This window comes from Aeromonas fluvialis, assembly GCF_000819885.1.
Lineage (GTDB): Bacteria > Pseudomonadota > Gammaproteobacteria > Enterobacterales > Aeromonadaceae > Aeromonas > Aeromonas fluvialis.
On record NZ_CDBO01000036.1, the window covers coordinates 44824 to 58972 of the forward strand.

The 14149-nt window shown below is 59.1% G+C and carries 11 protein-coding genes; 6 read left to right on the forward strand and 5 right to left on the reverse strand.

The genetic code is table 11. The features are described from left to right. The first annotated feature begins 66 nt into the window (after nucleotides 1-66). Nucleotides 67-1761 (forward strand): NAD-dependent malic enzyme, encoded by a 1695-nt coding sequence (locus tag BN1125_RS07935; protein WP_042011626.1) that lies wholly within the window; start codon nucleotides 67-69, stop codon nucleotides 1759-1761. A 92-nt stretch (nucleotides 1762-1853) separates the two neighbouring features. Here the strand turns inward: BN1125_RS07935 and BN1125_RS07940 are convergent, their stop codons facing one another. The 4 genes from BN1125_RS07940 to BN1125_RS07955 all read right to left on the reverse strand — a co-directional run bounded on the left by BN1125_RS07940 (nucleotide 1854) and on the right by BN1125_RS07955 (nucleotide 6351). Continuing rightward, nucleotides 1854-2885 (reverse strand): OmpA family protein, encoded by a 1032-nt coding sequence (locus BN1125_RS07940; RefSeq protein ID WP_042011627.1) that lies wholly within the window; start codon nucleotides 2883-2885, stop codon nucleotides 1854-1856. 229 nt (nucleotides 2886-3114) lie between these two features. Beyond that, the gene (ompA, locus tag BN1125_RS07945) at nucleotides 3115-4116 is read right to left on the reverse strand and encodes a porin OmpA (RefSeq protein WP_042011629.1); all 1002 of its coding nucleotides are present in this window, start codon (nucleotides 4114-4116) and stop codon (nucleotides 3115-3117) included. A 307-nt stretch (nucleotides 4117-4423) separates the two neighbouring features. Then, on the reverse strand, nucleotides 4424-5446 hold the full coding sequence (locus BN1125_RS07950; protein WP_042011630.1) for a porin OmpA: 1023 nt from the start codon (nucleotides 5444-5446) through the stop codon (nucleotides 4424-4426). A 308-nt stretch (nucleotides 5447-5754) separates the two neighbouring features. Beyond that, nucleotides 5755-6351: a hypothetical protein gene (locus BN1125_RS07955; RefSeq protein ID WP_042011631.1), complete on the reverse strand. Its 597-nt coding sequence runs from the start codon at nucleotides 6349-6351 to the stop codon at nucleotides 5755-5757. Nucleotides 6352-6589: 238 nt separating this feature from the next. Here BN1125_RS07955 and BN1125_RS07960 point away from each other — a divergent pair, with 238 nt between their 5' ends. Both BN1125_RS07960 and BN1125_RS07965 read left to right on the forward strand, forming a co-directional pair. Next, the gene (locus BN1125_RS07960) at nucleotides 6590-6856 is read left to right on the forward strand and encodes a helix-turn-helix domain-containing protein (protein ID WP_005343938.1); all 267 of its coding nucleotides are present in this window, start codon (nucleotides 6590-6592) and stop codon (nucleotides 6854-6856) included. Between the two features lie 187 nt (nucleotides 6857-7043). Further along, nucleotides 7044-8393, forward strand: a complete 1350-nt coding sequence (locus tag BN1125_RS07965) for an APC family permease (RefSeq protein ID WP_042011717.1) — start codon at nucleotides 7044-7046, stop codon at nucleotides 8391-8393. A 62-nt stretch (nucleotides 8394-8455) separates the two neighbouring features. On the opposite strand, the gene BN1125_RS07970 is transcribed toward BN1125_RS07965, so the two are convergent. Then, nucleotides 8456-9331 carry a patatin-like phospholipase family protein gene (locus BN1125_RS07970; protein WP_042011632.1) on the reverse strand — a complete coding sequence of 292 codons (876 nt, stop codon included), beginning with the start codon at nucleotides 9329-9331 and terminating at the stop codon, nucleotides 8456-8458. 15 nt (nucleotides 9332-9346) lie between these two features. Between BN1125_RS07970 and BN1125_RS19020 the strand changes: the two genes are divergently transcribed. The 3 genes from BN1125_RS19020 (at nucleotide 9347) to BN1125_RS07980 (ending at nucleotide 13829) form a co-directional block, all read left to right on the forward strand. Continuing rightward, nucleotides 9347-9559, forward strand: coding sequence for a hypothetical protein (locus tag BN1125_RS19020; RefSeq protein ID WP_156993204.1), 213 nt, complete (start codon nucleotides 9347-9349; stop codon nucleotides 9557-9559). 116 nt (nucleotides 9560-9675) lie between these two features. After that, nucleotides 9676-10725, forward strand: coding sequence for an efflux RND transporter periplasmic adaptor subunit (locus BN1125_RS07975; protein ID WP_042011634.1), 1050 nt, complete (start codon nucleotides 9676-9678; stop codon nucleotides 10723-10725). Next, nucleotides 10725-13829 carry an efflux RND transporter permease subunit gene (locus BN1125_RS07980; protein ID WP_042011635.1) on the forward strand — a complete coding sequence of 1035 codons (3105 nt, stop codon included), beginning with the start codon at nucleotides 10725-10727 and terminating at the stop codon, nucleotides 13827-13829. Before BN1125_RS07975 ends, BN1125_RS07980 begins: the two co-directional genes overlap by 1 nt. Nucleotides 13830-14149 lie beyond the last annotated feature (320 nt).

A 14149-nucleotide genomic window follows, 5' to 3' on the forward strand; every position in this document is an offset into this window, starting at 1 on the left:
TTATGACACAAGCCCCTAGGATCTCCGGCTTCCTGCATCTCGCTAACCGTTTAGGTATCAAGATCCATGTTTGAAGATAATAATCAGAAACGTCCCCTCTATATTCCCTATGCCGGTCCCGCCCTGCTGGAGACCCCCTTGCTCAACAAGGGCAGCGCCTTCACCAGCGAAGAGCGCAGCAACTTCAACCTCGAAGGCTTGCTGCCCCAGAATATCGAGACCATCGAAGAGCAGGCCGAGCGGGCCTACCGTCAGTTCATGGCGTTCGGCAACGACATGGACAAGCACATTTACCTGCGTAACATCCAGGATACCAACGAGACGCTCTTCTACCGCTTGCTGCACAACCACCTGACCGAAATGCTACCGGTCATCTATACCCCGACCGTGGGCAAGGCGTGTGAAGAGTTCTCCAACATCTATCGCCGCGCCCGTGGCCTGTTTATCTCCTACCCAGACAAGGAGAGGATCGATGACATGCTGCAAAACGCCACCAAGCAGAACGTCAAGGTGATCGTGGTCACCGATGGCGAGCGGATCCTGGGGCTGGGGGATCAGGGGATCGGCGGTATGGGCATTCCCATCGGCAAGCTGTCGCTCTACACCGCCTGTGGCGGCATCTCGCCCGCCTACTGCCTGCCGGTGGTGCTGGATGTGGGCACCAACAACCAGCAGCTGCTCAATGACCCTTTCTACATGGGCTGGCGCAATCCGCGCATCTCCGGCGAAGAGTATGCCGAGTTCGTCGACGCCTTCATTCAGGCGGTCAAGCGCCGCTGGCCCGACATCCTGCTGCAGTTCGAGGATTTTGCCCAGAACAATGCCATGCCGCTGCTCAACCGCTACAAGAACGAACTCTGCTGTTTCAACGATGATATCCAGGGCACCGCGGCCGTGACCCTGGGTAGCCTGATTGCCGCCTGCAAGGCTTCCGGCGCCAAGCTCTCCGAGAAGCGGGTCGCCTTCCTCGGCGCCGGTAGCGCCGGCTGCGGCATCGCCGAGCAGATTGTGGCGCAGATGAAGGCCGAGGGGCTGACGGATGCAGAGGCCCGTGGCCGGGTCTTTATGGTGGACCGTTTTGGTCTTATCACCGACAAGATCCCCAACCAGCTCGACTTCCAGCGCCGTCTCTCCCAGCCGGTGGAGCGGATTGCTGACTGGCCGGTGGGGGACAATATCTCCCTGCTGGAGGTGATGGAGCACGGTCGTCCTGACATCCTCATCGGGGTTTCCGGTCAGCCGGGGCTGTTTACCGAAGAGGTGGTCAAGACCATGCACAAGCACTGTGCCCGTCCCATCATCTTCCCGCTCTCCAACCCCACCTCCCGGGTCGAGGCGACGCCGGCAGACCTTATCCGCTGGACTGACGGTCAGGCGCTGGTAGCCACCGGTAGCCCGTTTGCGCCGGTGGAGTATAAGAGCAAACGCTACGTCATCGCCCAGTGCAACAACTCCTTTATCTTCCCGGGGATTGGCCTTGGCGTTATCGCCTCCGGCGCTACCCGGGTGACCGACGCCATGCTGATGTCGGCCAGCCGCGCGCTGGCGGAGTGTTCTCCGCTGGTGAAAGGGGAGGAGGGCTCCCTGTTGCCGGATCTGGCGGAGATTCACCAGGTCTCCCGCTACATCGCCAAGATGGTGGCCAAGACCGCCATGCTGCAGGGCAAGGCGGTACAGACCCCGGACGAGGTGATCGATCAGGCTATCGAGGCCAACTTCTGGCATCCGGAGTATCGTCGCTACCGCCGCACCTCGTTCTGATTGGACGGGCATAGCTATCACGGCAAAGCAAAAGGGATGCGCAAGCATCCCTTTTTACTGCACGTCTGACATGGTTATCGCCTCAAGATGAACTACTCGTGGGCGCTCTTTACGCCGGTCACCCGCACCTCAACCCGGCGATCCGGCCCAAGGCAGTCGATGAGGGCGGTTCTGGCCTTGATATCGTCGCACTGGTTGCCGGTGACCGGGTTGCTCTCGCCATTGCCTTGAATGCTCACCTTGTCGGCGGGCAGCCCTTTGCCGATCAGAAAGTCTGCTACGGTTTGAGCGCGTGCTTCTGACAACTTCTGATTGCTGGCATCCGAGCCGATGCGGTCGGTATAGCCCATCACCACGGCGCTGCCATCCTTGGGTTGAACATCGACGATCTGCTGATAGAGCGCTTCCAGCGCGCTCATCCCCTCCGGCTTGAGGTTGGCCTTGCCAAAGGTAAACAGCACATCGGAACTGAGGTTGAAGGTCTGATCGACCGGCTCCGGAGCCGGTGGTGGCGGGGGAACGACCATGGGGGCGGGGGCTGGCTCGACCGGTCTGCTGCGGTTGGGATGGATCACCAGCTCCAGGGTGGCGGTGCTGATGTCGCTGACCCAGCGCTGGGTGGCGCTGTTCACCTTGTCGTTGTCAGGATCGTCCCCTACCCTGACCAGATACCGATACCTGGCCTGGATATCGACCCAGTCATGGAGCCTGGCGGTGAGGCCGAGGCCGGCCAGCGGCGCCAGGTTGTCGTCCCCGCCGTTGACCGATTCGACGTGATAGATATAGCCGCCGCCCTCGGCAAACACCGAGAACATCTCGCTGAGTGGCAAACGACCAATCACAGACAGGGTAGCCCCCTTGCTATTGAAGTCATGACCGTTGATATCCCAGTCGCCGGTGGAGAGATAACCCATTTCGACGCCCAGGTTCTCCGTGAAGTTGTAGCCGCCAAACAGGGAGAGTGCAGTCGCATCCTTGCTGACATCCTGGCTGAAATCATTCAGGTCGTGGGCTATCGCCCAACCACCGCCTATCCCGGCATACCAGTCATGGACCGGTACTGCATGTGCGCCTGTGCTCGCCAATGCCAGTGCAATCCACACAGGTTTTAATCTTATGTTCATCGCGTATCCTCGTCGATGTGTGGTTGAGTGGGGATCCTTGTTGGCCAAACCCCACACTTATGTATAGGTGACGGGCTGTTTTTAACCACTCAAGAGGTATGGATAGCGGCAATAAGTGATCCTATTTCACTGAAACCATGCGGGAAGAAGGAAGAGCGCCAGAAGTGGGTCGCATGGCAGGCAATAAAAAGGAGGCCATTCGGCCTCCTGCTTATCCTGGTGATCAGGATTATTGTGTGACTTGCTGCACACCGGTGACGCGCACTTCCACACGGCGATCCGGCGCCAGACAGGAGATCAGCTGAGCCTTGCCCTTGACCCCGTTGCACTGGGTGTCGGTGACCGGATTGGCTTCACCGCGTCCTTCGATGGCAACTTTGCCAGCCGGCAGGCCCTTGCCAACCAGGAAGTCGGCCACGGTACGGGCGCGTGCTTCGGAGAGTCTCTGGTTGTAGGCGTCAGAGCCGATACGGTCGGTGTAACCGACGACCACGGCGCTGCCATCTTTCGGCTGAACATCAACGATCTGCTGATACAGCGTGTTGAGCGCTGCGACACCTTCCGGCTTGAGGGTGGATTTGCCAAAGGCAAACAGCACGTCAGAGCTCAGGGCGAAGCTTTTGTCCACCAGTACCGGCTCGGGAGCCGGCTCGGGGGCCGGAGCGGCCACCGGGGCGACATAAGATGTCCGGTTGGGGTGCAGTACCAGCTCCAGGGTCGCAACGCTCATGTCGCTCTCCCAGGTCTTCTGCTCGTCACCCAGATTCCACAGGTAGCGATAGCGTGCTTGCACATCGACAAGGTCAGAGACCTTGGCTGTCAGGCCCAGACCCGCGAGTGGTGCAGTGCCGTTGTCGCTGTTGTCATTGCCGTTGACGTGATTGAAGTAGGCTCCACCTTCAGCAAACACGGAGACGATGTCGCCCAGCGGCAGGCGGGCGATACCGGAGAGGGTTGCCCCCTGGGTTTTGAAATCGACACCGTCAACGCCCGCTTTACCGGCGTAGAGGTAGCCCAGTTCGGCCGCGTAGTAGTCGTTGAAGTTGTAACCGCCGAACAGGCTCAGTGCGGTGGCATCTTTATCAGTGTCTTTGCCAAAATCATCCAGATTGTGGGCATAGGCCCAGCCAGCACCGATACCACCATACCAGTCATCGACAGCAGCCTGAGCCGTGGTGCCAGCGGCGGCCAGCGCCAGTGCAATCAGGGTAGGAGCCATTTTGAGTTTCATCGGTTTATCCTCGTTGTGTTAGCCCGGGTCGGGCAATGCACTTGTTTTTATTGCTGCGAAAAATCGCCAGCAAAGTGGATAGCGAAGGCTTTGGACTCTCATGATGCAATGGCGTCATGGATAACAGACCGGACAAGAAGCGCTTTTTAGTGCTTATCCAATATCTTACAGGCGCAACTACTTTATGCTTTCGGGGCGGGGCAGGCAAGCGCAGGGAGGGGCAAATGAGGGATGCAAGCGAGAATGAGACAAACAAAAAGGGATGCCGCAGCATCCCTTTTTTTCGCACTATCTGAACGAGGTCAGATTATTGCTGAACTTCTTGTACGCCAGATACGCGAACTTCTACGCGACGATCCGGAGCCAGGCAGGAGATCAGCTGAGCTTTAGCGGTTACGCCGTTGCACTTGGTGCCGGTAACCGGGTTGGCTTCGCCACGACCTTCGATGGCAACCTTGCTGGCAGCCATACCTTTGCTCACCAGGAAGTTGGCAACGGTACGGGCACGGGCTTCAGACAGCTTCTGGTTGTAAGCGTCGGAACCGATACGGTCGGTGTAACCAACAACAACAGCGTTGCCATCTTTCGGCTGGAAATCAACGATCTGCTGGTACAGCGCATTCAGGGCTGCAACGCCTTCCGGCTTCAGGGTCTCTTTGCCAAAGGCAAACAGCACGTCGGAGTTCAGGGCGAAGTTCTTCTCGACAACTTGCGGAGCCGGAGCAGGCGCTTCTTCAACAACCGGTGCTGCAACGGGGGCGACGTAGGAAGTACGGAACGGGTGGTATACCGCTTCCAGAGTTGTCACGCTTTGGTTGGATTTGTAGCTGTCGCCATTGTCAGCATGCAGATCAGCCACATCCCACATGTAGCGGTAACGCGCTTGGATATCCAGTGCATCGTTAACTTGGTAAGTCACACCGAGCCCGGCCAGCGGAGACACTTTGGTATCGCTCACGCCCAAGCCGTCGGTGTGAGCCCAGTAGGCGCCGCCTTCAGCGAACAGGGAGAAGTCGTTGCCAACCGGCAGACGAGCGAGACCGGACAGGGTAGCCCCCTGGTTTTCGTAGCGTTGGCCACCACTATTGCCACGACCTGTGTACAGGTAACCAAACTCGGTTGCAAAATTTTCGGTGTAGTTGTAACCAACAAAGGCGTTGGCCGCAGCTGCATTTTCTTCGCCAGTGTTATCGCTGGTCACTTTTCCCAGACCGTTGAAGTGGGCAACACCGACACCGGCACCGAAGTAGATGTCGTCAGCGGCGTGAGCAGCGGTAGCACCCAGAGCAGCCATGGCGATGGCGATCATGGAAGGGGCCATTTTCATCATAAAAAAATCCTCGTTGAGATCACACGTAGTGCACGTGCTTAGCACTTTTTCATTTATGTAAGCTGCAGGCTCCGCCGTACGGCTGGCGTCGAGTCTGACAGATGACCCGGCTGTGCCGGGTTGCACACTCTCCTGGTGTGTCGAGTGCACTGGCATGGCACGCAAAGCGTGATAAACCGCTGCCAGGCAACTGATGTCATTCCGATGACGAGGCGCACTCTATGCCGATTTTAAAACATGATCAAGCTCACAAATGAGCCTTATGGCAAATTGTGTCGTGCCCTTAACCGGCTGTTTATTTTGATTAATTAGTGATCCAGATAGGCCCTGTGCAGTTTCTTCTCCAGTTTCATATAGGCCTGAGCCCAGTCACTGTGCGGATTGGCAGGGTTTGCTCTGACATGAAACACCTCGAGGTAGTCTGCTTCCGTTGCACTTTTCAGCAGGGGGGTAAATGTCATCAAGAAATGTCTGGCCAGATAGGGATCAAGGGGCCAGATGTTGAGGATGGCGCGTGCCACAGGCTGAACTGCGGCTGAAAAGATGAAATGACGGTGTCCCATCTCCAGCCACTCTGCCATCTCAGCCATGCCGGATTCGGGTACCAGACCGCCGTCACCCGGGGTGGTTGCCAGAGCAATAGACTGACCATTTATCAAGATGAGCTGCTCATTGTTATGCAGGATGCCGTCGTGGCTGCGCAAGGGCAGGTTCTGCGACGCTTGTTCAAGAAACAGGTTGCAACTCTCCGGCAGGGCGGCCAGCAGCTCGCTGGCGTGGTGGGACAGCAGAGCCGGAAGCCAGAATGCTTCGGCGCGATATTGTTCACCTTGCAGGCGCTGTTGCGCCAGTTTTGCTGGGCTGGAAACGGGGTGAAGGCGAGAGATAATGCCGGGAAACGCCATACTTATTCCTCTTAATGGGTAGCTTGCGGATTATACGAGTTATTGAGGGGGCGACAATAAAGGTTTCTTTTCGAGACTGTTTACCTGAGGCAGCTGAGCGATTACCATCCCCGTTGAAAATAAGGGTTGTCGCCGAAAGGCGCTCATAAGATAGAGGCTCGACCATAACGAGTCCGTACAAAACTGATACACTTGACTACGAGTCGTCGCGAAAAATAAAGACGGAGTATGGAACATTATGAATTCAAATATCGTCACTGTTGGCAAGAAGATCCGTCAGATCCGCGAAGCGGTCGGTTTGAGCCGTCCGAAGTTTGCTGATTTGCTCGGTGTTCCCCCCACAACCCTGAAAAACTACGAGCTGGGTTATCGTGAAGTAGGTGGCGCCTTCCTGGTAGCCCTTGCTCACCACCCTGACCTGCACAAGTTTACCCTCTGGCTGTTGGCGGACAAAAAAGTTGCAGAGATCGGTCAGATCGGACCGGATGACCTCGCCAAGGGCTGATCATCGATGTGAATAGAAATGCCGCCTTCGGGCGGTATTTTTTTGGGTCGCAGATCGATTTTTTTATCTAACATGCTTTGAATTATCTATGCAGGCCAACGAGAATAGGCAGCCCCGCAAAATGGGTCCCCTGGTGGTACCGAACCACCCGAGAACGATTACATTCAGGAAGATATGAGCAATGGGTATGAGTAGTAATGAGTTGGATAAACGCTATGGCCTGATGACAGCCATCGCTATGGTAGTCGGCGTGGTGATCGGCTCCGGCGTCTTCTTCAAGGCCGATGATGTATTGCGTTTGACTGGCGGTAATCTGGCCATTGCGCTGCTGGCATGGGCATTGGGTGCATTTTCCATGATCTTCGGGGCGCTGGTGTTTGCCGAGTTTGCCCAGCGGATAGAAAAGTCCAATGGTATCGTCGATTATGCCGAAGCGGCATACGGCAAAATGTTTGGCTACCTGGTGGGGTGGTTCAAAGGCGTACTCTATTATGCGCCTCTCTCTGCCATCCTGGCCTGGGTTGCGGCGCTATACACCATGATCTTGCTCGGCAGCGATAATCCGACCAACTCTGGTGCCACCTGGATGCTGGCGGCTGTCTATATGACGGTCACCTATCTGATCAACTTCTATACCCCGGTCCTGGCGGGCAAGCTGCAAGTGGGATCTACCCTGATCAAGTTGATCCCGCTGATCCTGGTTGCCATTGTGGGCACCATTTCAGGGCTGATCAATGGTGTCACCGTGACCAACTTTGTGCAGGCGATGGATGGGATAGGGAGCACCGGAGGCACTCTGGCCACGGCCGTGGTTGCTACCGCCTTCGCCTATGAAGGGTGGATCGCCGCCGTGACCATCAACAGCGAAATTCGCGATTCCAAGAAGAACCTGCCCAGAGCTCTGGTGATTGGCACCCTGATCGTCTTTGTGGTCTATGTCACCTATTTTCTGGGGATCGCCAGTGTTTTGCCGACGGACGAGATAGTGGCGCAAGGGGATAACGCGGTCAATATCGCAACAAACAGCCTGTTTGGCGGGACTGCCTCGACCATTTTGACCGTGTTCGTGATCATCTCCTGTCTCGGGACCCTCAATGGTCTGGTGCTGGCGACCATGCGTATTCCCTACTCGCTGGCGATCCGCAATCAGGGGCCAGCCCCCAAGTGGATGAGCCGTATTGAACCTCATCACCACATGCCCATTAACTCGGCCCGGGCGGCAGCGCTGTTGTCGGTGATCTACTCGGTGCTGTGGTATTGCAGCATCAACGAGACATTCGGTCGTTACATCGCCCTTGATGAAATGCCGATCGTGCTGATTTATGGCCTCTATCTGTTCCTCTATGTCTGGTATATGCGCACCTTTACCGAGTTGGGCTGGGTGAAGCGGTTTATGATCCCGACCTGTGCCACCCTGGGGGCGCTCATCATCCTCTATGGTGGTATCACCAATCCCAGCCTGGGGCTGTATCTGCTGGTGTCGGTGGCAGTCATTCTGCTCGGATTGCTCTTCTACCGTAAGGATGTGACTGAGTAAGGAAGTTGAAAAAAAAGCGCCAAATGGCGCTTTTTTCATTTAGGATCGCCGCATGGTGACAACTAGCTGCCCAGCAACCCGAGGCGGCCCAGTTCATCCTTGAGCTGATCGAGGTTGCGCTCGACACAGGCCTCCCCCTCGTTGATGGCATCGCTGGCTCGGTGGAAATCCATGATGGAGAAGCTGCCAAGGCGTGGGCAGAGCTGGATTTCCGGCGGATCACCCGCCATCCTGGCGCGGGTGATCCGTTCTTGCATGATGTTGATGGCACCGCTCATGACGCTCCACAGACCTGGGGGGGCTGGCGCGGATTCACCGCGATTGAGCCACTGGCTGAGCAGGCCGCTGCCCCCCGGTTGATCCGGTTCGTCAGCCCAGGGTTGATGCATGTCAGTGTTGAGGTTGACCGCTATCACGACTTCAGCCCCCATGGCGCGGGCCAGTGAGATGGGGACCGGATTGACCACTGCGCCATCCACCAGCCAGCGATCGTTGACCCGAGTCGGAGTGAGGATCCCCGGCATGCCGCAAGAGGCGCGCACCGACTGGCGCAGCGGTCCCTGTTGCAGCCAGATTTCGCGGCCGGTATCGAGTTCGGTCGCGACACAGGCGAACGGGATCGGGAGTGTCTCGATAGCGGGGTTGCCGAGATGGCTGGCGGCGAGGCCAAATACCTTGTCCCCCCGGAACAGACCACCGGTGAGCGCCGGATCGAGCAGGCTGACCACCTGCATGCGGCTAAAGCCGCGCACCCAGGACTCCAGCTTGTCGAGCTCACCGGTGGCATAGGCGGCGCCAACAAAGCTACCGATGGAACAACCGGCGATAAGGTCCGGTTTGACACCGATTCTTTCGAGGGCGCGGATCACACCGATATGCGCCCATCCTCGGGCGGCCCCGCTTCCCAGAGCGAGGCCAACACGGGGTTTACGTGACACTTTGATCTCCTTATCTTGATGGGGATAGTCAGCTTAACCCGAGAGTCAGTTGACGTCACTCCTCCATATTTTGTGGCAGTTGGCACCAATCCGGTTGGTTGCCACTGTGGTGCTGCCCTGATCTTCACCATCGCCCTGATCTTCACCATCATGGAGGTTGTTGGGCTGGTTGAGGCTAAAGGGCATGATGAAAGCGCCATGATGAAAAGCATCAACCTGCCCGGATGAGGGTGCGTTATTTCTACTGCTGTTACCTTTTGTCACATTTATACATAGTCACGGCATAGTCTGGGGCTAAAATGGCCCAATCTGGATTTACCCTATCACTCTTCATGGACCGTTAGATGAAAATGCGTATCTGGCTCGGCTTGGGCCTTCTTCTAATCGTGGTTGCCGGCGTCTGGGCGCTGCGTCACAGCGAACCCGCCGCCAAAGCACCGGCCAGACAGGTCAATATCCGCACTCAAACCGTCAAGCAGAGTCTGGCCGAGCCGACCCTCAAGCTGGTGGGCAAGCTGGCGGCCAATCGCTCCGTCATCATCAGCCCCGAAGTGACCGGTCGCATCGTGAAGATTGCGATGCAGTCGGGTCAGACCGTGGCGAAGGGGGCGACCCTGATCGCACTGGATGCGGGCAAGCAGCAGGCGGAACTGGCCGAGCAGAGCGCCAGCCTGCGTGACGAGCACCGCAAGCTGGGGGATATGCGCAAGCTGGTGGCCCGTGGCGCCGTGACCCAATCCGAGCTGGAGGGGCAGGAGGCCATGGTGGCACAGGTGCAGGCGCGCCTCGATGCCGCCCGCTACGAACTCTCTCTGCGTACCTTGCAGGCGCCCTTTGCCGGCACCGTGAGTCTGATTGATCTCAGCGAAGGGGCGTTGGTCAACAGCGGCGATACCTTGCTGCATCTGGATGAGCTCGACAAACTGCGCCTCGATCTGGCGGTGCCGGAGCGTTACCTCTCCCTGCTGCGCCCGGGCATGGCAGTCACCGCCACCAGCAGCGCCTGGCCGGATCAGCAATTTAACGGCACTTTGACCACCCTCGATAGCCGCGTCTCCAACGATACCCAGAACATCAAGGCGCGGGTGATGATCCCCAATGGCAACGGCCAGTTGCGCCCGGGGATGCAGCTCAATGTGGAGCTGGCGCTGCCCGCCCAGCAGCTCACCCTGATCCCCGCCCAGTCGGTGGAGTACGCCGGTGAGCAGCGCTTTGTTTACCGTCTCGAGGCCGATGGCCGGGTCAAGCGGGTACCTGTGGTGCTCGGCGAAACCGAAGGGGAGACCGTCTGGGTCACCGAGGGGCTGAACGTCGGCGATCGCATCGTGGTCGAGGGGCTGGTCAATCTGCGTGATGGGGTGCAGGTGCGCGATCTGGCCGAGGTGAACGGCTGATGTGGCTCTCCGATATCTCAGTACGTCGCCCGCTGGTGGCGGTGGTGCTCAGCGCCCTGCTCACCGTGTTTGGTCTGGTCGCGTTCAGCAAATTGACGGTGCGGGAGATGCCGGACGTGCAGATCCCCTCGGTCTCCATCACCACCACCTATGAGGGGGCGGCCCCCTCGGTGATGGAGAGTCAGGTCACCAAGCCCATCGAAGATCAGCTCTCCGGCATCAGCGGTATCAAGAACATCAACTCCATGACCCGCAAGGGGCGTTCGATGATCACCGTCGAGTTCAAGCTCGGCTGGAACATGGTGGAGGGGATCTCCGATGTGCGCGATGCTCTCTCCCGCGCCCGGCCCCGGCTGCCCGATGATGTGGACGAGCCGCTGGTGACCAAGGACAGCGGCAACGGCGATGTGGCGGTCTGGCTCAACTTCAGCAGCAGCCAGATGAATCGTACCACCATGACCGACTACGCCAACCGGGTGCTGGTCGACCCCTTGAGCCTGGTGGACGGGGTGAGTGAAGTGGCGCTCTCCGGCGATCTGACCCAGGTGATGTATGTGCGGCTGCGACCTGCCGACATGGCGGCCCGTGGCATCACGGTGAGCGATGTGGAAGATGCCCTCAAGCGGGAGAACATCGAGCTGCCGGGGGGCGAGATCCGCAACAACGCCATGACCATGGCGGTGCAGATCGCCCGTCTCTACCACACCGCGGAGGATTTCCAGCAGTTGCAGATCCGCACTGCCGCCAACGGCCAGAGCGTCTATCTGGCCGATATTGCCGACGTGGAGGTGGGGGCCAAGAACGAGGACAGCGCCTACCAGCGTAACGGCAAAGAGAGTCTGGGTATCGGCATCGTTGCCCAGTCCACCGCCAACCCGCTGGCAGTGGCGCAGGGGGTGGAGAAGAAGCTCGGCGAGATGCAGCGCTTCCTGCCGGAGGGCGCGACCCTTGAGGTCGACTACGACTCTACCATCTTTATCAAGCAGGCCATCGACGAGGTGTACGAGACCCTGGCCATCTGTGCCGTGCTGGTGGTGGCTGTGCTCTATCTGTTCCTCGGGCAGGGGCGCACCACGCTCATTCCGGCCATTACGGTGCCGGTGTCGCTGATCTCCGCCTTTATCGGCGCCTGGTATCTCGGCTTCTCCATCAACCTCATCACCCTGCTGGCGCTGATCCTAGCCATCGGCTTGGTGGTGGATGACGCCATCGTGGTGGTGGAGAACATCCACCACCATCTGCAGCGGGGCGAACCACCGCTGCTGGCCGCCTGGCACGGTACCCGCGAGGTAGGCTTTGCGGTGATAGCCACCACCGCCGTGCTGGTGATGGTGTTTGTCCCCATCGCCTTTATGGATGGCATGGTGGGGCGGCTCTTTACCGAGTTTGCCATCCTGCTATCGCTCGCGGTGCTCTGCTCCTCGCTGGTGGCGCTGACCCTGACCCCGGCCATGGGCTCCTGGCTGATGCGCCCGCTCGACAAGCCGAACCGGCTGACTGCCGGGCTCGATCGCGGGCTGGGCTGGCTGGAGGGGCACTATCGCCACCTGCTGGCGTGGGTGCTGCAGCGCTCCCGCTGGGTGCCGCTGGTGCTGCTGCTCTGTCTGGGCGGTATCGGTGCCCTGTTTAGCCAGCTGCCGACCAGCCTCACCCCGACCGAGGATCGCGGCGTCATCTACGTCTTCGTCAAGGGGGCAGAGGGGACCAGCATCGAGCGGATGAAGCGCAACATGCAGCAGGTGGAGTCCGCCATCATGCCGATGCTCGGCAAAGGGGTGGTGCAGGCGCTGAGCTTCAGCACCCCCGCCTTTGGTCGTGGCGGCGATCAGACCGGTATGGTGATCATCCAGCTCACCGACTGGGCCGAGCGCGACGTCACTGCCACCGACTTCTCCCGCTCGCTGGGGGCCAAGCTATCCGGCATTCCCGATGTGATGATCCGCACCTTCCAGCCCGGTTTCCGGGGCGGCTCCACCGCGCCGGTGCAGTTCGTGCTGCAGGGCAACGACTATGCCGAACTCTACCAGCAAGGGTTGGCGTTGCAACAGGCGGCGCAGGGCAGCGGCCTGATGCTGAGCCCGGATCTCGACTATGCCGAGAAGACCCCCGAGCTGCAGGTGACCATCAATCGCGACAGCGCCAGCCAGCTCGGCATTCCGGTCTCCACCGTCGCCAGCACGTTGCAGACCCTGTTGGGCGGGACGAGCAAGACCACCTATGTCGACAGGGGCGAGGAGTATGACGTCTACCTGCGCGGCAACCAGACCGAGTTCAACGGTATCTCGGATCTCGGCCGCATCTATCTAAAGGCCGCTAATGGCGAGATGGTCAGTCTCTCGACCCTGGCGACCGTCAAGCAGGTAGCGACCGCCAACCGCCTCAACCACTACCAGCGGCAAAAAGCGATCACCCTGACCGCCGACGTGCACCCCGATCACACTCTGGGTGAGGCGCTCGACTTCCTCGACGGCTGGGCCAACGCCAACCTGCCCACCGGCATGACGGTGGATTACGCCGGTGATTCCAAGGATTACCGCGACAATCAGGGGGAGATGGTGCTGGTGTTCGGCCTCGCCCTGCTGGTGGTCTATCTGGTGCTGGTGGCCCAGTTCGAGAGCACCCTGACCCCGGCGGTGGTGATGGTGACGGTGCCGCTCGGCATCTTCGGCGGCCTTTTGGGCCTCTGGCTGACGGGGCAGGAGATGAGCATCTACAGCCAGATCGGGATGATCATGCTGATCGGCATGGTGACTAAGAACGGCATCCTCATCGTCGAGTTCATCAACCAGCTGCGCCAGCGCGGCGAGTCGTTCGAGCAGGCGATCATCGCAGGCTCGGTGCGCCGCCTGCGGCCAATCCTGATGACCTCGCTCACCGCCATTATCGGCACGGTGCCGCTGATGCTCTCGATGGGGGCGGGCTACGAGAGCCGGATGGCGGTGGGTACCGTGGTCTTCTTCGGATTGTCGTTGGCAACGTTGGTCACCCTGCTGGTAGTGCCCGCCATCTACCATCTGCTGGCGCGCCACGCCGGCATGACAGGGGCGCGGGATCAGCAGGTGGATGAGGCGCTGGCCGCCAGGGGGGATACCCCTGCGCCATAACGGCAGTGCCCGATGTCAGCTGTGACCGGGGCACCCGGAACACATCAGCCCGCAAGCGTGCAGAGCTGGATAGCCAGCTCTGCACTCGCCATCCCGCCCTGACTAATAGCGCGTCGAGTGATTAATCTTCACAACGAACTACTGTTCAAGTGGCTCGGCAACCATCATGGTTCGACAGGGTGGCCAGCGAGGGGGGTGTGCCACGCTTGCGGCGGTAAGGTTCCCCTCTTCCCCTCTTCCCCTCTTTTTCCCTCCATTTCTGCGGTTTGAGACCATTTTTAACTAATTGGCACTTTTATTGCTTTGGTCTGTCAGCGTCA

Coding starts and splice junctions, on each gene's coding strand:
- BN1125_RS07935 (WP_042011626.1), top strand. CDS start 67: ATGTTTGAAGATAATAATCAGAAACGTCCCCTCTATATTCCCTATGCC.
- BN1125_RS07940 (WP_042011627.1), bottom strand. CDS start 2,885: ATGAACATAAGATTAAAACCTGTGTGGATTGCACTGGCATTGGCGAGC.
- ompA (WP_042011629.1), bottom strand. CDS start 4,116: ATGAAACTCAAAATGGCTCCTACCCTGATTGCACTGGCGCTGGCCGCC.
- BN1125_RS07950 (WP_042011630.1), bottom strand. CDS start 5,446: ATGATGAAAATGGCCCCTTCCATGATCGCCATCGCCATGGCTGCTCTG.
- BN1125_RS07955 (WP_042011631.1), bottom strand. CDS start 6,351: ATGGCGTTTCCCGGCATTATCTCTCGCCTTCACCCCGTTTCCAGCCCA.
- BN1125_RS07960 (WP_005343938.1), top strand. CDS start 6,590: ATGAATTCAAATATCGTCACTGTTGGCAAGAAGATCCGTCAGATCCGC.
- BN1125_RS07965 (WP_042011717.1), top strand. CDS start 7,044: ATGAGTAGTAATGAGTTGGATAAACGCTATGGCCTGATGACAGCCATC.
- BN1125_RS07975 (WP_042011634.1), top strand. CDS start 9,676: ATGAAAATGCGTATCTGGCTCGGCTTGGGCCTTCTTCTAATCGTGGTT.
- BN1125_RS07980 (WP_042011635.1), top strand. CDS start 10,725: ATGTGGCTCTCCGATATCTCAGTACGTCGCCCGCTGGTGGCGGTGGTG.